Source organism: Enterocloster clostridioformis (genome assembly GCF_020297485.1).
In the GTDB taxonomy this organism is placed as follows: Bacteria; Bacillota; Clostridia; order Lachnospirales; family Lachnospiraceae; genus Enterocloster; species Enterocloster clostridioformis.
Genome location: NZ_JAIWZC010000001.1, coordinates 3,575,074 through 3,595,712, shown reverse-complemented (window position 1 = coordinate 3,595,712; position 20,639 = coordinate 3,575,074). Strand labels below are relative to the sequence as shown.

Here is a 20,639-nt window from a genome sequence, read left to right as displayed (position 1 = left end):
TCATTATTATTTTGGCAATGCTGTACTAGCGCCATGGTCGGACCGTGTTCAGGAAATATGCAGGTGACCATTATTATAGCTACATGTGCGGAATTGCTCCGGGGCTAAACGCCCCGGATTTTTTTAGTTACACCCTTAAATTAAGCGCTTACGAATTTCACAACCGAAATGGTATAAGTGATCGAATGAAAAATACTGGAAAGAAAAATAGGATTGCAAGTCCCAACCAACAATCTTTTCTATTGCGTATAAAGCCTCCATATCAAACAGGCTTAATTGTACTGGCTGCTCTTTTCTCTCCTTTTCTTTTAGCCGACGCAGATTTTCCAGTTCCGCTATCCTCTCTGGTCCCAGCCATTTATCTGCATGGCGCCGGTCTGTGCTGTATTCCTCCAGGCTCTCATATCCGTTCTCCAACAGTTTCTTTTCCAGGCGCCTGACTGCGGACTCCCGTGACTGCCGCCGTCTCTCCCGTTTATTCTCTGAATCCCGTTTTTCCATATCGGAATCATGCACGATCTGGATTCCGTTCCGGATATCCTCCAGGTCCTGCATCAGATCCCGGCTTTCCCTGCGCTCTGCACGGACGTTCTGGATCTCAAAGGAAAAATACCGGCCGTGGTATTCGGAGAAAAACAGTTCCGTAAAATAATGGTTCCGCACTTTCTCCTTTATCCTGTCCTGGCAGAGCCTGGCGCATATCTTACAGATGTCCATGCTCACCGGATGGTCAAAAATCTTTTTCCCTTTGATGATCCGGGTGTCCACCTGCCCTTCAAACAGCGTACCGTTCAGGTCATTTCTAAGATAGGATATCTTTACATCATAAAATACATTCCCCCTTTTCTTATCCAACTCATGCCCCAGGACCGGGCACATCCCTGCACATCTGTTCCGTCCGCAGTCATAAGGGTCATAGTTCATCTCCCATTCCAGCGTATCCCGGTTGAACCGCATATGCTCCCGGCAGACACGTCCTTTCTTCTGCAGTTCAAAGCTGATCTCCTGTCTCCGTATCTCATCGTCATGCAGTTTCAGGATATGTTCCACACTCCCCTCATAACAGTATTCTTCCTCCGTCATATGGACCTCGCAGTCATAACGGAGTACGCCATGCTCCTGGAGATATTCATGTTTCAGCTTACATTCTTTCTTTTCATAAGGGCAGTGGATGGTAGCCATATCATTTTCAAAAGTCCACTCAATCCCCATGTAACTCATGTTGCTGTGGCACTGGAGCCCTTTGCACTGCAGGCCGCAGGGCGTCTTAAAGGTCTGCTCAAATATCCACCATCTTTTATAGGTAAAGCCCCCATCATAATTATCAAGAGTCTTTTCCTGCCACATGGGTACGTCAACCCTTACATAGTCCGGATGGTGCTCTGCAATATATCCTTCCTCCAGCAGCCGTTTTGTCAAAGCATTGTATTCCTCATGTTCTTTTTCTCTCATTCTGTTCCTCCTTACAGTCCCTGGCATGGGCGCATACCAAAATAGTCTTCCATGCGGCCCCGCAGTCTTTCTGCCGACATATCATATTCCCCGGCAATACAGGATTCGCAGCACGGATATTTGTACGCCAGGGTTTTCGATAACCGGGCATCCCAGCTGTTTAGCTGCCTGCCGCATTTGTTACAGTCCTGATCCAGCCATCTTATTTTCTGCAATCGATCTTCACCTTCCTTTCTTTCTTCCTTGTGAATGTTGTTCTATCCCTATATGCCTTCCGGCTTTCAGGCAGCAAAAAAGCAGGAATGACTTTCTTATTCCTGGCATCCGCAGTTTCCTGTGAACCTGTGTCATTCCTGCTCTGAAAAGAGATAATAAAATTTTCCAAAATAAAAACCAGCGGTATATCACTTACAGGGCGTAGTGATACTGCTGGCACGGTCATACAAACTTAACAGCGTGTGCAATGCGGAAGTTTGCCACATGCAGGCAATTCCGGCTATATCCATAAAAGGATGCGCACAAAAATCAATTACAAGGGAAGTGTAACACAAGATATGGAATCAGTCAATGCTTCTTAACTATATATACTACAAAAGAAATTTAAAAAAATTCTGATTCTTGCAGAAATATATGATTTCCATCCTATTTTATTATTATATAGGTCATTTAAAAAGATGCCATAGAACGTACATTGACAATTTCACAGCATGGTACTGGGAGTTATACAGGTGCATGGGACAGGTCTGCCGTAAAAAACCTGCCCCTGCTTAATCGCTGCACAGCACGGCCTGAAAATACGCGGCGGGGACTCCGTCGCAGGAAGTGGCCCAGGGCGCCATGTGGATAAAGTCACATACCCACTGCAAAACCGCAGGATATGTGACTCTCGCGGCATTCGCCAAATGCCCGTGTGAACACGGCACCTGGCTCATTGCCCGCGGAAATATATTTTTTGCTAATTGCAGTTGAAATCTCAGCGGTTCACTTCGTATATTATATATGGAGAATATTTTCAAGGATTATGCTGATTCTGTTTTAGCTGCAAGGAAAGGAGTGTATATGGCAGCTGATGAAAAGATCATGAAAACGCCAGCCAGTAACGAGAAAAGGACTTATTCCGTCCAGGAGATTGCCGACATTCTGCAGATCAGCCGCAGTATGGCTTACAATCTCTGCTCCCAGTCTCTCTTTAAGACAGTCAGGGTAGGGAAGTATGTCAGGGTGTCAAAACCTTCCTTCGATGAATGGCTGGACAGCAAATAAAAAAGGAGAATCAGTATGGCATCTATTGTAAAAAGAGGAAAATCATATTCTGTTGTTTATTATCAGGGAACCGGAAAAAAGCGTCAGCAGGTCTGGGAATCCGGACTCAGTTATTCCACGGCCAAAAGCAGGAAGACCCAGATTGAACATGAGCAGGTGACAAATACCATTACTACAGTAGACAGCAAGGATATGACAGTCAGTGAATTTCTTTATGAGTTCATTGAAAAATATGGCCTGAAAAAATGGAGGGCATCTACCTATGACGGAAACAACGGACTGCTGGAAAATTATGTGCACCCCTACCTGGGTGACAAAAAGCTCCGTTCCATCAAGACAAAAACGGTAGATGACTACTATCATTTTCTGGAAACTGAAGCAGAGCCGGCTACGAATATGGGGAGGCCCATGCGGGAACACATCACGGCAGCTACCATCCATGATATCCATAAGGTACTGCGGTGTGCTTTCAATCTTGCGGTGCGTTGGGAATATATCAGCAAAAATCCATTCCTTAATGCAACCCTTCCGGAACATCACGAAAAGGAAAGGGTAATTTTGGAGCCGGAGCAGATTTTAAAGGTTCTGGAATTTACCAACCGTCCCGAATATTATGATTATTACTTAATCCACTGTGCGGTTCTGATTGCCATTGGATGTACCGTGCGCGGTGGGGAAATCGGCGGCCTGCAGTGGGACAAGATTAATTTTGAAAAGCAGATCATTTTATTTGACAGGGCAATCGACAGGGTATCCAAGAAGAATATGGATATGCCAAAGATGAACATTCTTTTCAAGTTCCCGAATCTTTATCCGGGAACCAAGACCATGATTGTTTTGAAACAACCCAAGAGTGACGACACGATACGGAATGTGGATGTTCCCCAGAGTGTTCTGAATGCACTGCTTGTATTGAAGGAAATGCAGGACAAGCTGAAAAAGGAATTAGGACCGGATGGCTACATGGATTATAACCTTACCATCTGCCAGGCCAATGGTCGTCCCATTATGACAGAACACCTGAATAAACGGTTTAAGGAAATTCTGACTGAAATGAATGACCCTGATATGGATCCCCAGGAAATTGTATTCCACAGCCTGCGGCACACCAGCGCCACCACCAAACTTCTTATGTCCGGAGGTGATTACAATTCGGTTATGCAGGCCGGCGGATGGTCCAATCTGGAGATGCTGACCAGACGTTATGGGAAACATTCTTTTGCAAGTGAGCGTGAAAAGCTGGCCGGCAAGATGGATGATTTCCTTGACGGCAAAGGCATCAGTGAGCCACAGAAAAATGATAAAGATGAAGTAAATTCTGCAGAACAGGTATTGCAGCAGCTTATGAAATCCAATCCTGAACTGCTAATAGAATTTGCCAGGTCTTTCCAAAATGCTAATAAAGAGTAAATCTATTAGCAGGCAAATGAACGGGTAAAAATACCGTATTAGCAAAAAAGAAAAAATCTGGTGTTTGAGAAGCTTCAAAATGGGAGTTTTATTAGCAGAAAAATGGGCCGGATTATTTGAACATCCGACCATTTAACTCGTATTAGCATGCAGGTTCGATTTTCAGATGTATTAGCATATTAGCAAATCCGAGTTTTGGCGCTGAAATAAAGAAAGCCGAAAACCCGCTAAAATCAAGGCTTTCGGCTATGTTTCCAGCGTTCCCGAGGTGACTCGAACACCCGACCTACCGCTTAGGAGTTCTAAAGGTCCTTTTGCAGCAAGTAGTTTCTAACCTCCTGTAATACCCTCTAACACCTTATAATACAGGAAAAGCGTGAGGTCTGTGCGGAAGATAGATTCACGAAATGTCCTGTACTGGTAACAAAAGTGTTAGCAACGTGTTAGCTGGCTCAGTTCCAGCTAGGAAACCATTTATCAAGATTATACGATACTCTTTTCCATAATGCAAGGAATAGACGTTTTGTGTGAAAACATGAAACGTCTATTTTGTTTGCCCAGCATGGGCGTTTTCTAATGGGTGAAAGTCCCAAGTGCGCGTAGGCAACAACGAAGCACATAGCCGAACAGCAAGGGTGTCCGCCGTGAGACGGAATCTGAAAGAAGCTGTAAGCAAACCTCTGACCTGACGGACAGGAACCGCATATAAGGCTCGGAAATACGGATAAGGTGGCAAAAGGCACTGAAGTCCAAAAGGTTGCCGGAAGTACGAGTAAATGCGGCAGGTACATGGAGGAAAAGAACACGCACCTTAACTGGGGAGGTCTCACAGGCGGTCTCATTAGCCGTAGTAACAACGAATTGTGAGAAGTCAGCAGAAGCCATAGTAGTGAGGAAGTTCCTGTAATGGGGACGGAGCGAAGGGCTGAACAATCAATCAGTTGAAGTACGTTCCACTTCGTAGCCGGAGCATACGCCTGTCGATGACTTCAAAGGCGGCAAAGGCAAAAGGGGCAGAAAGGAAACAACGCATGGACACAAGCAGTCTCATGGAGCAGATATTAAGCAGGGATAATCTAAATGCGGCGTATCTGCAAGTCGTAAGGAATAAAGGAGCGGCAGGCGTGGACGGGATGACCGTTGAAGAACTTGGCGCATATCTTTCGGAAAACGGCGAAAACATTAAGGAACAGTTGCGGACGAGGAAGTATAAGCCGAAGCCAGTCCGCAGGGTGGAGATACCCAAACCCGATGGTGGTACAAGAAATCTTGGAGTGCCAACAGCAGTAGACCGCTTTGTACAGCAGGCGGTGGCACAGGTGCTTACCCCGATATTTGAGGAGCAGTTTCACGACCACAGCTATGGATTCAGACCCAAGCGGTGTGCACAGCAGGCAGTCCTTAAAGCATTGGAAATGATGAATGACGGACACAACTGGATAGTGGATATCGACCTAGCGAAATTCTTTGACACAGTAGACCATGACAAGCTGATGACGATTTTCGGACGGACAATAAAGGACGGAGATGTCATATCGGTGGTAAGAAAGATTCTGGTCAGCGGCGTAATGATTGATGATGAGTATGAAGATACGGTAGTCGGCACACCGCAGGGTGGAAATATCTCGCCGCTGTTAGCAAATATCATGTTAAATGAGCTGGACAAAGAACTGGAAGCAAGGAGGCTGGATTTCGTCCGGTATGCAGATGACCTTATTATAATGGTCGGGAGCAGACAGGCGGCAGAGCGGGTAATGAAGAGCGTGGCTCGGTTTATAGAGGAAAAGCTTGGACTGAAAGTGAACGCGGAAAAGAGCAGGGTTGATAAACCAAAGGGCATTAAGTATCTGGGGTTTGGATTTTACTATGACTCATTTGCCAAAGGGTACAAAGCCAGACCACACCCGAAAGCGGCAGCAAAGTTCAAGGCGCAGATGAAGAAATATACAAGCAGGAGCTGGGGAGTGGGCAATGGTTATAAAATTGGGAAACTCAACCGGCTTATCCGAGGGTGGATAAATTATTTCAAAATCGGAAGCATGAAAAGGCTGTGCGCAAAAATGGACGGACAGATTCGGTATCGACTGCGCATGTGCATATGGAAACACTGGAAAACGCCAAAGAACAGGGAAAAGAATCTTATCAAACTTGGTCTGCCGCCAAATGCGGCACATGGCATTTCATATGCCAAAGGATATGCCAGAGTGTGCAGAAGCTGGAATCTCCACATTTGTATCAGTAAAGAGAGACTAGCTAAGTTTGGTCTTGTATCCATGGAAGACTACTACGCCGAAAAGGCTGTTACATGTTAAGTTGATTGAACCGCCGTATACCGAACGGTACGTACGGTGGTGTGAGAGGTCGGAAGGCGAAATAATCGCCTTCCTCCTACTCGATTTATATATGCAATAGCACCAAAACTTTTATTATTATGTATATATCGAAAATCCTATAAAAATTTTGATTTGTGCATGGCTTTTTGCACTTATATCAAGTATAATCAGGATAACGAAAGATATATGCACAGAAAAGAGGGATTGTATGCAGTTAAACAACTATTTAGAATATCTTGAAAAAACAGTAATGGCTTATTCAGATAAAGTAAAACGCCATTTAGTAAAACAATTCATTCAGCACGGAATTGCGACTAAACAAACAGATACTTCGGGACAGTTATACATAGAGGGGCTAGAAACTGTAGATATTTCAGAAAAAACATTATCCGAACAGCTTGTAACCTGCATTCACCAAAGCAAAAGAGCTGGATATGCTTTAGAAAAATGGGAGTTTTTAAAAGATTATAAGTATTCCGTTATTTTTACCTGCGACGATTTTTCATCAACGTTAAAAAAAGCAAAGGAAATCATTCCTCTTGAAAACACTTATGAAAATGATTACTTATATACATCTTTCGTAAAACCTGTTGCATACTCTATGGATGGATACTATTTTTTGAAATTTAATTTGGCATATGCAGCTATTCATCCTCTCACACAGGAAGAATTTTTAACTAAATATCCCTTTTTAGTTGTATTTCATGAAAAAGGAGAATTGATAGAATTTCGTTTTGATGTTTTAAAAAGGGTCTTTTTATCCGACAAAAAAGAACCGACTATATATTCCAACTTAATTGCGGAAATGTCTGATTATTTTAAAGAACATTTTGAGTGCGATTTGATTCCGCTAAATTTAGACTTTATGGTTAATGTATGCAAACGTGATGAAAATGTAAAACTTATTGCTCAATCCATGAAATTACCTAATGGTGGAAACGCACAACTGGATGTCGGCAACAATCAAGAATATATATTACCATTTATCGGAGAACTACGCTCACTATTAAATGACAATCAGGCAGAATTAGAAAAAGTACCTGATTTCAGAGAAGCCTTAGAACAATTTATGTTTGAAATGGAAGAAATGTCCGATTATCCTTGGATTGAATTGTTATGGGAAAATGAAATAAAAACACGAAGTAACCGTGTTAAGTTTGTCTTTAATTACATGAATAAATCTTATTGTTTAATACAATATTACTATAGTAATGTGCTAATTGGAATGGAGCGAATGAATTATGTTATCGAATACATTGTCAATCATAGAAATGACGATACAACACAAAATGAATAAAAATATAGATAGCATTGCCTTAACTAATTTTTTCAAGAATTATAGAAAAAATATGTGGATTTATCCTGGCGTTTTGAAAAGAAAATTTTCCTTATCTATTCCTGAAATCTATGATTTTTTATCTGAATTGGAAAAGCAAGGAATTTTGCAAAGTTATTATGAATTATATTGTAGTAATTGCCAAAAATCTATGGGGACAGTACGTTTGTTTAATGAGTTACCTGAAACTTTTGAATGTGAACTCTGCCATAGCGAACTTTCCTCAATAGAAAATTCATTTTTAATATATATGGTGGTACGTGATGATTGATATTATGCCAGATGATAAAGAAATTTCTAAGGCATTAAATGTCCTTAATAGTATATCTGATAAATTAAGATACGAAAAAATTTGTGAAATTAGTGAAGCTCAAAAAAACATTTATAAAGAATTACTTGAAAAATTCAAACAGCTTCATGACAGTTCCCCTACAGACAATGCACCTAAAAATTTACATAACTTAAAGGGAGAAGCTTTAGAAAATTTAGTTTCTTATCTCTTAACTATCTCTGGAAATATTTTTAATGTAGATAGAAACTTACGAACTTCAACGAATGAAATAGACCAAATCGTTACTTTAACTCCTCAAGGGAAAGTTTTGTTGACATATCATCTGATTGACCCAAAACTCGATACCTTTTTAGGAGAATGTAAAAATTACGACAAAGCCGTTAGTGTTACATACATAGGAAAATTTTGTAGTTTGCTTTTGACAACCAACATAAAAATAGGCATTTTATTTTCGTATTATGGTACTAGCGGAACCGGATGGAGTAATGGTGCTGGACTAATAAAAAAATTTTATCTCCATAAGGAGAAATTGGAAGATAAATATTGCATTATTGATTTCTCTATAAAAGAATTTGAAGCAATCCTTAACGATAAAAACCTATTACAAATTATAGATGAACAGTTGAAATCTTTACAATTTGACACAGATTATTCCCGTTATCTTTCAAAACATCCAGCAGAAGACTAAAAAGTTAATAAGTATTTCCCTTATAGACGTTCAAAACTGAGCGTCTATTTTTTTACCCCAAAACCAGAAAGGACGTGATACTACGAAGAAACCACCACCGCCGGAGCGTTCCCCTCCGGCTTTCAAACCAGAACCCAAAACTAACCATCAAACACAACATTCAGAAAGGACAGGTACATCTATATGGAATTAAAATTCGTTATCCCCAACATGGAAAAGACATTCGGCAACTTGGAGTTTGCCGGAGAAGACAAAACAGAACAGCGTAGAATCAACGGACGCATGGCGGTACTCTCCCGTAGCTTCAACCTGTATTCAGACGTACAGAGGGCGGATGATATTGTGGTTATCCTCCCTGCCGAAGCCGGAGAGAAACATTTTGACTTTGAGGAACGTGTGAAGCTCGTCAATCCCCGTATCACCGCAGAGGGCTATAAAATCGGCACACGGGGCTTTACCAACTACATTTTGCACGCTGACGATATGGTAAAAGCGTAAGGAAAAGGAGGACATCAGACTATGAGATTAGCAAACGGAATCGTGATTGACAAGGAAGCAACATTCGGGGCATTGAAATTTTCTGCCCTCCGCCGTGAGGTTCACCTCCAGAATGAAGATGGTTCGGTATCAGAAGAAATCAAGGAACGTACCTATGACTTAAAATCCAGAGGACAGGGGCGTATGATTCAGGTTTCCATCCCTGCCAGCGTGCCGTTAAAGGAATTTGATTACAACGCAGAGGTGGAAATCATCCATCCTGTGGCAGACACCGTGGCAACGGCTACCTTTCAAGGGGCAGAAGTGGACTGGTACATCAAGGCAGATGATATTGTCCTGAAAAAAGGGGCTGCCATGAATCCGCAGCTGCCGAAGAAAGACGCTCCCCCTGTAAAATAACAGGAACATAAAAGAAAGCGAAAGGAGGATTGTCCCATGAAGCAGCTTTTCCTCCGTGGAAAACGTATCCGTCCCACGGATAAAGACCTTGTGTTCCATACTGCCCTTGCCGCCCTGTTCCCTGTCTTCCTGCTGGTTGTCCTGCTGTTTCATATCCGGCAAATAGCCGGAACCAACTGGCAGGAAGTGTCCCTCTCACAGATAGCACAGGATGTAAATATCCCTTACCTGTTATTCAGCATGGACGTGGCAGGGCTGGTGTGTCTTGCAGTAATTCTTCTGTTCTGGCGATACCGCAGGGACGAAGTAAAGCAGCTCATCCACCGCCAAAAGCTGGCAAGGATGGTGTTAGAAAACAAGTGGTATGAATCCGAACAGAGAAAGGATGACGCTTTTTTCAAGGACTTATCTTCCAGCCGTTCCAAAGAAACCATCACTTACTTTCCCAAAATCTACTACCGGATGAAACAGGGCTTGCTCCATATCCGTGTGGAAATCACCTTGGGGAAATATCAGGAACAGCTCTTAAACTTGGAGAAAAAGCTGGAAAGCGGCTTGTACTGTGAGCTGACGGATAAGGAATTAAAGGATTCCTATGTGGAGTACACCCTGCTCTATGATACCATTGCCAGCCGTATCTCCATTGAGGACGTACAGGCAAAGGACGGCAGGCTCCGGCTCATGGAAAATGTCTGGTGGGACTATGACAAGCTCCCCCATATGCTCATTGCCGGAGGAACCGGCGGCGGAAAGACCTACTTCATCCTGACCCTTATTGAAGCCCTGCTCCGCACCAACGCCGTCCTGTCCGTGTTAGACCCAAAAAACGCCGACCTTGCGGACTTACAGGCAGTTATGCCGGATGTGTACTACAAAAAGGAAGATATGCTCGCCTGCATTGACCGTTTCTACGAAGAAATGATGAAACGCAGCGAAGACATGAAGCTCATGGACAATTACCGGACAGGGGAAAACTACGCTTACCTTGGGCTTCCGGCAAATTTCCTTATCTTTGATGAATATGTGGCATTTATGGAAATGCTCGGCACAAAGGAAAACGCTGCTGTCCTAAATAAGTTAAAACAAATCGTTATGCTTGGGCGGCAGGCTGGATTTTTCCTGATTCTCGCCTGCCAGCGTCCGGACGCAAAGTATCTGGGGGACGGAATCCGTGACCAGTTCAATTTCCGTGTGGCTCTGGGGCGGATGTCGGAAATGGGCTATGGGATGATGTTCGGGGAAACCACAAAGGATTTCTTCCTAAAGCAGATAAAAGGGCGTGGCTATGTGGATGTGGGAACCAGCGTTATCTCAGAGTTTTACACGCCCCTTGTGCCAAAAGGACACGATTTCCTCAAAGAAATAAAAAAGCTCATAGACAGCAGGCAGGGAGTGCAGGCGGCGTGCGAAGCGAAAGCCGCAGAAACGGACTGACCTGCTGTGGCTGGTGTGCCGCAAGGCACGCCAGCAGGAACCCCTCGTATCTAACAGAGGGGTACAAATCGACAGGCAACAACCAAACAACAGGGCAGAATCCCACGGTACACAAGGGATTTTCCCCATATCCGGCGTATGTCAACAAGGCTCTGAAAGTTGGCATACGCTTTTTTAGACAGGAGGGATTTTCACTGAATGAAGAAACATGGGTACGGGACATCAGGGAGAAACGGGCAGCTTACGGTATCTCACAACAGAAACTTGCGTTAGCTGCCGGAATCACCCGTCCGTACCTGAGCGATATTGAAACGGGCAAGGCTCACCCATCCAAAGCATTACAGGAAGCCATCACGGAAGCTCTGGAACGCTTCAATCCAGACGCTCCCCTTGAAATGCTCTTTGACTATGTGCGGATTCGCTTCCCCACTACGGATGTGAAGCATATCGTGGAAGACGTACTGCGGCTAAAGCTGCCTTACTTTATCCATGAAGACTACGGATTCTACTCTTACACGGAGCATTACTATCTGGGTGATATTTTCGTTCTGGTATCGCCGGAACTGGAAAAAGGGGTGCTGCTGGAACTGAAAGGGCGTGGCTGCCGCCAGTTTGAAAGCTATCTGCTGGCACAGGAACGGAGCTGGTATGAATTTTTTATGGATGTTCTCATGGAGGACGGCGTAATGAAGCGACTTGACCTTGCTATCAATGATAAAACGGGAATCCTAAACATTCCCCATCTGACAGAGAAGTGCCGGAATGAGGAATGTATCTCGGTCTTCCGCAGCTTCAAAAGCTACCGCAGCGGCGAACTGGTACGGCGTGAGGAAAAAGAATGTATGGGGAACACCCTGTATATCGGCTCCCTCCAAAGTGAGGTGTACTTCTGCATTTACGAAAAGGACTATGAGCAATACAAAAAGCATGATATTCCCATTGCGTACGCAGAGGTAAAGAACCGCTTTGAAATCCGGCTGAAAAATGAGCGTGCCTTTTACGCCATCCGTGACCTGTTAGAACATGACAATCCAGAACGGACAGCCTTTCAAATCATCAACCGCTATGTCCGGTTCGTGGACAGGGACGATACGAAGCCCCGTTCTGACTGGCGTATCAGTGAGGAATGGGCGTGGTTTATAGGGGAACACAGGGGAAGCCTGAAACTGACAACCAAACCGGAACCCTATTCCTTTGAACGCACCCTGCACTGGCTCTCCCATCAGGTAGCTCCTACATTAAAGCTGGCTCTCCGTCTGGATAAGATGAACCACACCCAAATTGTCCATGACATCATCACCCATGCAAAGCTGACAGAGAAGCACGAAAAAATCCTGAAGCAGCAAGCCGCCGCTGCAAAGGAGGTGGTGCTTTAACGGCGGCAATCTTGGAACCTAAGAACTCTTACAGGAAAGAAAGGAGCTTTTATGAATTTCGGACAGAATCTTTACAACTGGTTTTTATCCAACGCCCAGTCCCTTGTGCTGCTGGCAATCGTGGTGATTGGACTGTACCTCGGATTTAAGAGGGAATTTTCCAAACTTATCGGTTTTCTGGTGGTGTCCCTTATAGCGGTTGGTCTTGTCTTCAATGCGGATGGTGTAAAGGACATCTTACTGGAACTGTTCAATAAGATTATCGGTGCATAGAAAAAAACATATCACACTTCCGTTATGGAGCAAGCTCTGATTGCTTCATGGCGGAAGTCCACTAGGGGCTTGGGGAGTGTAACTCCCCAAAAGAAGCATGGCAGAGAATGGAGGTGACACTGTGGAAGAAATGCGGATTTACATTGCCAACTTAGGAAAATACAATGAGGGCGAATTAGTGGGGGCATGGTTCACGCCACCTGTGGACTTTGAGGAAGTCAAAGAGCGTATCGGTTTGAATGATGAATATGAGGAATACGCCATCCATGATTATGAGCTGCCATTTGAGATTGACGAATATACCCCCATTGAGGAAATCAACCGCCTGTGTGAAATGGTGGAGGACTTACCGGAATACATTCAGGAGGAACTATCAGAGCTGCAATCCTATTTTGGCAGTATCGAAGAACTCTGTGAGCATGAAGACGATATTATCTGCCATTCCGGCTGTGACGATATGGCGGACGTAGCACGCTACTATCTGGAAGAAAGCGGACAGCTTGGAGAACTTCCGGCACACTTACAAAACTATATCGACTATGAAGCCTATGGGCGTGACATGGAATTGGATGGAACTTTTATCGTCACGAACCACGGCGTATATGAAATCTTACGTTAGACCCGTCTGTATCTCTTTCAGGAAATACAGGCGGCTTTTTTGATTCAGGGGCGGCTCTTTTGCTGCCCCATCTTTTAGAAAGGACAGACAACATGAAAAAAATACGAAGCTATACCAGTATCTGGTCGGTGGAAAAGGTACTCTATTCCATCAATGATTTTAAGCTGCCATTTCCTATCACGTTCACACAGATGGCGTGGTTCGTGGTGTCAATGTTTGCGGTTATGCTCTTTGGGAACTTCCCTCCTCTTTCGTTCATTGACGGGGCATTTTTGAAATACTTCGGCGTACCCTTTGCCCTCACTTGGTTCATGTGCCAGAAGACCTTTGACGGGAAAAAGCCTTACGGCTTCCTGAAATCCGTACTGGCATATCTGGTACGCCCGAAACTGACGTATGCAGGAAAGCCCGTGAAGCTGGAAAAGGAATATCCGGCACAGCCCATCACGGCAGTAAGGAGTGATATTTATGGCATATCCGATTAAGTATATCGAAAATAACCTTGTGTTCAACCATGACGGGGAGTGTTTCGCTTACTATGAGCTGCTTCCCTACAACTATTCCTTTTTAAGCCCTGAGCAGAAATATCAGGTACATGATTCGTTCCGTCAGCTTATCGCCCAGAACAGGGATGGAAAGATTCACGCCCTGCAAATCAGCACTGAATCCAGCATACGGGCGGCACAGGAACGCTCCAAACAGGAAGTGACGGGCAAGTTAAAGGACGTTGCCTGTGCAAAGATTGACGCACAGACCGAAGCCCTGATTTCCATGATAGGGGAAAATCAGGTGGACTACCGCTTTTTTATCGGTTTTAAGCTGCTTGTCAATGAGCAGGAAGTCACCATAAAACAGTTCCGCAGGGAAGCAAAGACCGCTGTTTCCGACTTCCTCCATGAAGTCAACCACAAACTCATGGAGGATTTTGTTTCCATGAGCAATGAGGAAATCTGGCGGTTTCAGAAGATGGAAAAACTGTTGGAAAGTAAAATATCACGCCGCTTTAAAGTCCGGCGGCTTGATAAGGACGATTTTGGCTATCTGATTGAGCATTTATACGGACAGACCGGAACCGCCTATGAAGATTATGAGTATTACCTGCCGAAGAAGCGGTTTCAGGAGGAAACGCTGGTAAAATACTATGACCTTATCAAACCCACCCGTTGTCTGATAGAGGAAAACCAGCGGTATCTGAAAATCGAACAGGAAGACGGAACGGTATATGCCGCCTACTTCACCATCAACAGCATTGTGGGGGAATTGGACTTTCCATCCTCGGAAATCTTTTACTATCAACAGCAGCAATTTACTTTTCCCATTGATACCTCTATGAATGTAGAGATTGTGACAAACCGGAAAGCCCTCTCCACGGTACGGAACAAGAAAAAAGAGTTGAAAGATTTGGACAACCACGCATGGCAGAATGACAGTGAAACCAGCACAAATGTGGTGGACGCTTTAGACAGCGTAAATGAGCTGGAATCCACCTTAGACCAGAGCAAGGAATCCATGTACAAGCTGTCCTATGTGGTGCGTGTGACGGCTCCCGACTTGGAAGAACTGAAACGCCGTTGCAATGAGGTAAAAGATTTTTATGACGATTTGAACGTGAAGCTGGTCCGCCCCTTTGGGGATATGCTGGGGCTGCATGGGGAATTTCTCCCTGCCAGCAAACGGTATATGAACGATTACATCCAGTATGTCACCAGTGACTTCCTCGCGGGTCTAGGCTTTGGTGCAACCCAGATGTTGGGGGAACCGGAGGGCATTTATATCGGGTATAGCCTTGATACGGGAAGAAACGTGTACTTAAAGCCTGCCCTTGCCAGTCAGGGTGTGAAAGGCTCTGTCACCAATGCCCTTGCTGCCGCTTTTGTCGGCTCCCTCGGCGGTGGAAAATCATTCAGTAACAACATGATTGTCTACTACTGTGTATTGTTTGGGGCACAGGCACTCATTGTTGACCCGAAAGCGGAACGGGGACGCTGGAAGGAAACCCTGCCGGAAATCGCCCATGAAATCAATATCGTAAACCTGACCTCGGAGGAACAGAACAGGGGCCTGCTTGACCCTTATGTGATTATGGAGAACCCAAAGGATTCCGAATCACTGGCAATCGACATCCTGACCTTTTTAACAGGCATTTCCAGCCGTGACGGGGAGAAGTTCCCCGTCCTTCGGAAAGCCATCCGTGCGGTAACAAACAGTGAGGAGCGGGGGCTTTTAAAGGTGATTGAGGAACTACGGGCGGAGGGAACCACCATCAGCACCAGCATAGCAGACCATATTGAATCCTTTACGGACTATGACTTTGCACATCTGCTCTTTTCGGATGAGGATGTCACACAGTCCATCAGCCTTGAAAAGCAGCTCAACATCATTCAGGTGGCGGATTTGGTGCTGCCGGATAAGGAAACGACCTTTGAAGAATACACCACAATGGAGCTGCTTTCCGTGGCAATGCTCATTGTTATCAGTACCTTTGCCCTCGACTTCATCCATACCGACCGCAGCGTGTTTAAGATTGTGGATTTGGATGAAGCATGGAGCTTCTTACAGGTGGCACAGGGCAAGACCCTCTCTATGAAGCTGGTCCGTGCCGGACGTGCCATGAACGCAGGCGTTTACTTTGTGACCCAGAACACGGACGATTTGCTGGATGAAAAACTGAAAAACAATCTGGGCTTGAAGTATGCGTTCCGTTCCACGGACATCAACGAAATCAAAAAGACCCTCACCTTTTTCGGGGTGGATTCCGAAGATGAAAACAACCAGAAACGGCTCCGTGACTTAGAAAACGGACAGTGCCTTATCAGTGATTTGTACGGGCGTGTAGGAGTGATACAGTTCCACCCTATCTTTGAAGACCTGTTCCATGCCTTTGACACCAGACCGCCCGTAAGAAAAGAGGTGGAGGAATGAAGATAAGAAAGCCCATCCAGCAGGGGACAGCCCTTGTCCCTTGCCGGATAAAGGGACAAAACTCTTTAAAAAAAATCGGGAGTATAGCAGGAAAAGTGCTGCTGGCACTCCTGCTCATCCTCCTGCTGCTGGCAGTCTTCGGTACTGCCGCCCACGCTGCCGGACTGGTGGATGATACGGTGGACGCTGCCAACGAATACAGCAAATATCCTCTGGACAACTACCAGCTTGATTTTTATGTGGACAGCGGATGGGACTGGCTCCCGTGGAACTGGCTGGACGGTATCGGAAAACAGGTAATGTACGGGCTGTATGCCATCACAAATTTTATCTGGACCATCAGCCTGTACCTTTCCAACGCCACAGGGTATCTGATTCAGGAAGCCTACTCGCTGGACTTCATTTCCTCCACGGCGGATTCCATCGGGAAAAATATGCAGACCCTTGCAGGCGTTACCACAGGCGGCTTGTCCTCGGAGGGATTTTATATCGGGTTCCTGCTGATTCTCATTCTGGTGGTGGGGATTTACGTTGCCTACACAGGGCTTATCAAACGGGAAACTACAAAAGCCATCCATGCCGTTGTCAATTTTGTGGTAGTGTTCGTGCTGTCCGCTGCCTTTATCGCCTACGCTCCTGATTATATCGGGAAAATCAATGAATTTTCCGCAGACATCAGCAATGCCAGCCTGACCCTTGGCACAAAGATTGTGCTGCCCAACTCGGAAAGTCAGGGAAAAGATAGTGTGGATTTGATACGGGACAGCCTGTTTTCCATTCAGGTCAAGCAGCCGTGGCTCCTGCTGCAATATGGCAACTCGGATGTGGAAAGCATTGGAACAGACCGTGTGGAAAGCCTGCTTTCAACCAGTCCAGACGAAAACAACGGGCAGGACAGGGAAGAAATCGTGGTGGAGGAAATCGAAGACAGGGAAAACACGAACCTTACCATCACAAAGACCATCAACCGATTGGGAACTGTCTTCTTCCTGTTCATGTTCAATATCGGTATCTCCGTTTTTGTATTCCTGCTCACGGGGATAATGATTTTCTCACAGGTGCTTTTTATCATCTACGCCATGTTCCTGCCTGTGAGCTTTCTCCTTAGCATGGTTCCCTCTTTTGAGGGGATGTCAAAACGTGCCATCACGAAACTGTTCAATACCATCCTTACCAGAGCCGGAATCACCCTGATTATCACGGTAGCGTTCAGTATTTCCACCATGCTCTACAACCTGTCTGGGGAATATCCGTTCTTCCTGACGGCGTTCTTGCAGATAGTGACCTTTGCCGGAATTTATTTCAAGCTGGGGGATTTGATGGGGATGTTCTCCTTACAGAGCGGTGATTCCCAAAGCATGGGAAGCCGTATCATGCGAAGACCCCGTATGCTCATGCACGCCCATATGCACCGTTTACAGCATAAGTTAGGACGTTCTGTGACAGCTCTTGGGGCTGGAACAGCTGCATACCACGCAGGGAAACAGGCTGGCTCAGACCAGAAAAATGCTTCCAACTCCGGTTCCTCCAAACGGACACAGGCAGACCACAGCAGACCAGACGGACAGACAGCACCGGAAAAGGAATCTGCATGGAAACGGGCTGGCTCTGCGGTGGGTGCAGTGGCAGATACCAAAGATAAGATAGCCGATACTGCCGGACAGCTTCGGGAGCAGGCAAAAGATTTGCCTGTCAATGCAAAGTACGCCCTTTACCACGGGAAAACACAGGTATCAGAGGGAGTACAGGATTTTACTTCCAGCGTGACCCAGACCCGAACTGCCAGAGCCGAACAGCGGAACGCACAGGCAGAAAGCCGCAGACAGACCATTGCAGAACGCAGGGCGGAACTGGAACAGGCAAAACAGCCGCAAAAGACTGCTTCCGAAGCACCCAAAGGGGCGGCTCCTGTCCATGAACGCCCTGTTACTACAAAGCAGCCGGAAAATTTCCGAAATCATGCAGATACCGCTCATGCAGGAAAGCCAGCTATACAGCCAGCTCCCCCATCCATCAGGGAACGGGGACAGGTTTCTTATGAGGGGACTGTGGCAGAACGGGCTTCGGTTCCGGTGGTAAAAGCTGCTTCCATCCACTATGAACATACACCGCCTGTAAGGGCAGAACGCCAGATAGTCCCACCGGCTTCCCCTGTCCAGCCAGATGAAAGACAAAAGACAGCTCCAACCACCACACCTGCTGCTCCCCGTCCGGTAAGACCTATCCAGAACGATACGGCTCCTGTGATACCGGAAGGAAAACGGGCTGCTCCTGCGGTTAAGGAATCGAACTTTACCATCCGGCGTACCACAGCCAGAAAGGAGTGGACAAAAACAGTAAAAGCGGCTGCCAAACAGAAGAAAGGGGAGAAACCATGAAGTTAAGACACCTTTTCTTCGCCTGTTCCGGCGTGTTCGTGATGATGTTTTCCCTGCTCCTTTTGGTGGTGATTGTCTTCTCGGATGAGGAAGACGGCGGAAGCGGCGGAAACCTTATCTATGGGGGTATGAGCGTGTCACAGGAAGTCCTCGCTCATAAACCTATGCTGGAAAAGTATGCAAGGGAATATGGCATAGAGGAATACTTAAATGTGCTGCTCGCCATCATTCAGGTGGAATCCGGCGGCACACTGGAAGACGTTATGCAGTCCTCGGAATCTCTGGGGCTTCCCCCGAACTCCCTTAGCACAGAGGAATCCATCAAACAGGGCTGCAAATATTTCTCGGAACTGCTCGCAGCGGCAGAAACAAAGGGCTGCGACTTAAACAGTGTGATTCAGTCCTACAATTACGGTGGCGGTTTCCTAGACTATGTGGCAGGACACGGAAAAAAGTACACCTTTGAACTGGCAGAGAGCTTCGCAAGGGACAAATCCGGCGGAAAGAAAGTCACCTACACCAACCCTGTTGCCGTAGAAAAAAACGGGGGCTGGCGGTATTCCTACGGAAATATGTTTTACGTCCTTTTAGTATCGCAATACCTGACCGTGGCACAGTTTGATGATGAAACGGTGCAGGCTATCATGGAGGAAGCCTTAAAATATGAGGGCTGGACGTATGTGTACGGGGGCGATTCCCCCTCCACTTCCTTTGACTGTTCGGGACTGGTGCAGTGGTGCTATGGCAAGGCAGGAATCGCCCTGCCACGGACAGCACAGGAACAGTACAATGTAACACAGCACATCCCTCTGTCCGAAGCAAAAGCAGGGGATTTGGTCTTTTTCCACTCCACCTATAACGCCGGAACCTATATCACCCATGTGGGGCTATATGTGGGAAATAACCGGATGTACCATGCCGGAAATCCCATTGGTTATGCAGACCTGACAGGCTCCTACTGGCAACAGCACCTTGCCGGAGCCGGACGAATCAAACAATAGAAAGGATGAACCGATATGATTCAGATTAGAAAAGAGGAAAACCAGAAAAAGCAGAAAGAAAAGAAGCTGAAAGTTTACAAAGTCAATACCCACAAAAAAACCGTGATTGCCCTGTGGGTGCTTCTGGCGGTGAGTTTCCTGTTTGCCGTCTATAAGAATTTCACGGCGATAGACATCCACACTGTCCATGAAACCAAAGTGATTGAGGAAAAAATCATTGACACCCACAAGATAGAAAACTTTGTGGAGAATTTCGCAGAAGTCTACTATTCATGGGAACAGTCCGCCGCTTCCATTGATAACCGGACAAATGCTTTAAAAGGGTATCTCACCGGAGAACTGCAAGCCCTGAATGTAGATACCGTCCGAAAGGACATCCCCGTATCGTCTGCCCTGACTGACTTTCAGATATGGGAAATCATAGAAGAAAAGGAGCAGCATTATCAAGTGACCTATACGGTAGAACAGCGTATCACAGAGGGGGAATCCAGTAAAACCGTCCGTTCCGCTTATCAGGTGACAGTCTATGTGGATGGCTCTGGAAACCTGACGATTGTTCAGAATCCTACCATCACCAGCGTTCCCGTAAAATCCGGCTACACTCCAAAAGCAGTACAAAGTGACGGTACGGTGGATTCCATCACTACGGAGGAAATCAACGAATTTCTCACTACCTTTTTCAAGCTGTACCCTACGGCAACCGCAAAGGAGCTGACCTATTATGTGAATGAGGGCGTGCTGAAACCTGTGGGGAAAGAATATATCTTCTCGGAACTGGTGAATCCGGTTTACAACCGAAAAGGGAATCAGGTGACAGCTTCCCTTGCGGTGAAATATCTGGATAATCAGACTATGACAACACAGATATCACAGTTTGACCTTGTTCTAGAGAAGAATGGGGAGAATTGGAAGATTGTTAAATAAGTCAAGGCTGATAAATGATTAAATATTGACAATAGCAAAAT

20 protein-coding genes are annotated in these 20,639 nt (G+C 45.7%); 17 read left to right on the top strand and 3 right to left on the bottom strand.

Going from position 1 to position 20,639, the window contains the following annotated elements; all coding sequences use genetic code 11:
* Window positions 1-135: 135 nt before the first annotated feature.
* From LA360_RS18075 to LA360_RS18065, 3 genes are read right to left on the bottom strand one after another with little or no spacing between them, the layout of a single operon-like run.
* Window positions 136-1,452 (bottom strand): hypothetical protein, encoded by a 1,317-nt coding sequence (locus tag LA360_RS18075; RefSeq protein ID WP_225537605.1) that lies wholly within the window; start codon window positions 1,450-1,452, stop codon window positions 136-138.
* A gap of 11 nt (window positions 1,453-1,463) precedes the next feature.
* Entirely contained in the window at window positions 1,464-1,667 is a 204-nt protein-coding gene (locus LA360_RS18070; RefSeq protein WP_057573184.1) for a hypothetical protein, read from the bottom strand.
* A complete protein-coding gene (locus LA360_RS18065) occupies window positions 1,655-1,894 on the bottom strand; it encodes a hypothetical protein (RefSeq protein ID WP_112481452.1) in 240 nt (79 codons plus the stop codon). The genes LA360_RS18070 and LA360_RS18065 overlap by 13 nt, the downstream gene beginning before the upstream one ends.
* 617 nt (window positions 1,895-2,511) lie before the next feature.
* Between LA360_RS18065 and LA360_RS18060 the strand changes: the two genes are divergently transcribed.
* From LA360_RS18060 to LA360_RS17980, 17 genes are all read left to right on the top strand, one after another.
* A complete protein-coding gene (locus tag LA360_RS18060) occupies window positions 2,512-2,715 on the top strand; it encodes a helix-turn-helix domain-containing protein (protein ID WP_057573185.1) in 204 nt (67 codons plus the stop codon).
* Window positions 2,716-2,730: 15 nt separating this feature from the next.
* Window positions 2,731-4,125, top strand: coding sequence for a site-specific integrase (locus LA360_RS18055; protein ID WP_112481451.1), 1,395 nt, complete (start codon window positions 2,731-2,733; stop codon window positions 4,123-4,125).
* 1,031 nt (window positions 4,126-5,156) lie between these two features.
* The gene (gene ltrA, locus LA360_RS18050; protein ID WP_002578445.1) at window positions 5,157-6,437 is read left to right on the top strand and encodes a group II intron reverse transcriptase/maturase; all 1,281 of its coding nucleotides are present in this window, start codon (window positions 5,157-5,159) and stop codon (window positions 6,435-6,437) included.
* A gap of 229 nt (window positions 6,438-6,666) precedes the next feature.
* Window positions 6,667-7,755 carry a hypothetical protein gene (locus tag LA360_RS18045; RefSeq protein WP_002578444.1) on the top strand — a complete coding sequence of 363 codons (1,089 nt, stop codon included), beginning with the start codon at window positions 6,667-6,669 and terminating at the stop codon, window positions 7,753-7,755.
* Window positions 7,748-8,065, top strand: a complete 318-nt coding sequence (locus tag LA360_RS18040) for a hypothetical protein (protein WP_007037474.1) — start codon at window positions 7,748-7,750, stop codon at window positions 8,063-8,065. Before LA360_RS18045 ends, LA360_RS18040 begins: the two co-directional genes overlap by 8 nt.
* The gene (locus tag LA360_RS18035) at window positions 8,058-8,774 is read left to right on the top strand and encodes a hypothetical protein (RefSeq protein ID WP_007037475.1); all 717 of its coding nucleotides are present in this window, start codon (window positions 8,058-8,060) and stop codon (window positions 8,772-8,774) included. The genes LA360_RS18040 and LA360_RS18035 overlap by 8 nt, the downstream gene beginning before the upstream one ends.
* 183 nt (window positions 8,775-8,957) lie before the next feature.
* Window positions 8,958-9,272, top strand: a complete 315-nt coding sequence (locus tag LA360_RS18030) for a YdcP family protein (protein ID WP_002578441.1) — start codon at window positions 8,958-8,960, stop codon at window positions 9,270-9,272.
* A gap of 21 nt (window positions 9,273-9,293) precedes the next feature.
* Entirely contained in the window at window positions 9,294-9,671 is a 378-nt protein-coding gene (locus tag LA360_RS18025) for a YdcP family protein (RefSeq protein WP_002578440.1), read from the top strand.
* A 36-nt stretch (window positions 9,672-9,707) separates the two neighbouring features.
* The gene (locus LA360_RS18020) at window positions 9,708-11,105 is read left to right on the top strand and encodes an FtsK/SpoIIIE domain-containing protein (protein WP_112481450.1); all 1,398 of its coding nucleotides are present in this window, start codon (window positions 9,708-9,710) and stop codon (window positions 11,103-11,105) included.
* A gap of 152 nt (window positions 11,106-11,257) precedes the next feature.
* Window positions 11,258-12,481 carry a MobT family relaxase gene (gene mobT / locus LA360_RS18015; RefSeq protein WP_048928902.1) on the top strand — a complete coding sequence of 408 codons (1,224 nt, stop codon included), beginning with the start codon at window positions 11,258-11,260 and terminating at the stop codon, window positions 12,479-12,481.
* A gap of 51 nt (window positions 12,482-12,532) precedes the next feature.
* On the top strand, window positions 12,533-12,754 hold the full coding sequence (locus LA360_RS18010; RefSeq protein ID WP_002578437.1) for a hypothetical protein: 222 nt from the start codon (window positions 12,533-12,535) through the stop codon (window positions 12,752-12,754).
* Window positions 12,755-12,884: 130 nt separating this feature from the next.
* Complete coding sequence (locus LA360_RS18005) at window positions 12,885-13,373, top strand: antirestriction protein ArdA (RefSeq protein ID WP_038282373.1); 489 nt, start codon at window positions 12,885-12,887, stop codon at window positions 13,371-13,373.
* Window positions 13,374-13,465: 92 nt separating this feature from the next.
* Window positions 13,466-13,858: a conjugal transfer protein gene (locus LA360_RS18000; protein ID WP_007037480.1), complete on the top strand. Its 393-nt coding sequence runs from the start codon at window positions 13,466-13,468 to the stop codon at window positions 13,856-13,858.
* On the top strand, window positions 13,842-16,295 hold the full coding sequence (gene tcpF / locus LA360_RS17995; RefSeq protein WP_007037481.1) for a conjugal transfer ATPase TcpF: 2,454 nt from the start codon (window positions 13,842-13,844) through the stop codon (window positions 16,293-16,295). Before LA360_RS18000 ends, tcpF begins: the two co-directional genes overlap by 17 nt.
* Window positions 16,292-18,673: a CD3337/EF1877 family mobilome membrane protein gene (locus tag LA360_RS17990; protein ID WP_002578433.1), complete on the top strand. Its 2,382-nt coding sequence runs from the start codon at window positions 16,292-16,294 to the stop codon at window positions 18,671-18,673. The genes tcpF and LA360_RS17990 overlap by 4 nt, the downstream gene beginning before the upstream one ends.
* Complete coding sequence (locus LA360_RS17985) at window positions 18,670-19,674, top strand: bifunctional lytic transglycosylase/C40 family peptidase (RefSeq protein ID WP_002578432.1); 1,005 nt, start codon at window positions 18,670-18,672, stop codon at window positions 19,672-19,674. Before LA360_RS17990 ends, LA360_RS17985 begins: the two co-directional genes overlap by 4 nt.
* A gap of 15 nt (window positions 19,675-19,689) precedes the next feature.
* Window positions 19,690-20,598: a conjugal transfer protein gene (locus LA360_RS17980; RefSeq protein ID WP_002578431.1), complete on the top strand. Its 909-nt coding sequence runs from the start codon at window positions 19,690-19,692 to the stop codon at window positions 20,596-20,598.
* The last annotated feature ends 41 nt before the right edge of the window (window positions 20,599-20,639 follow it).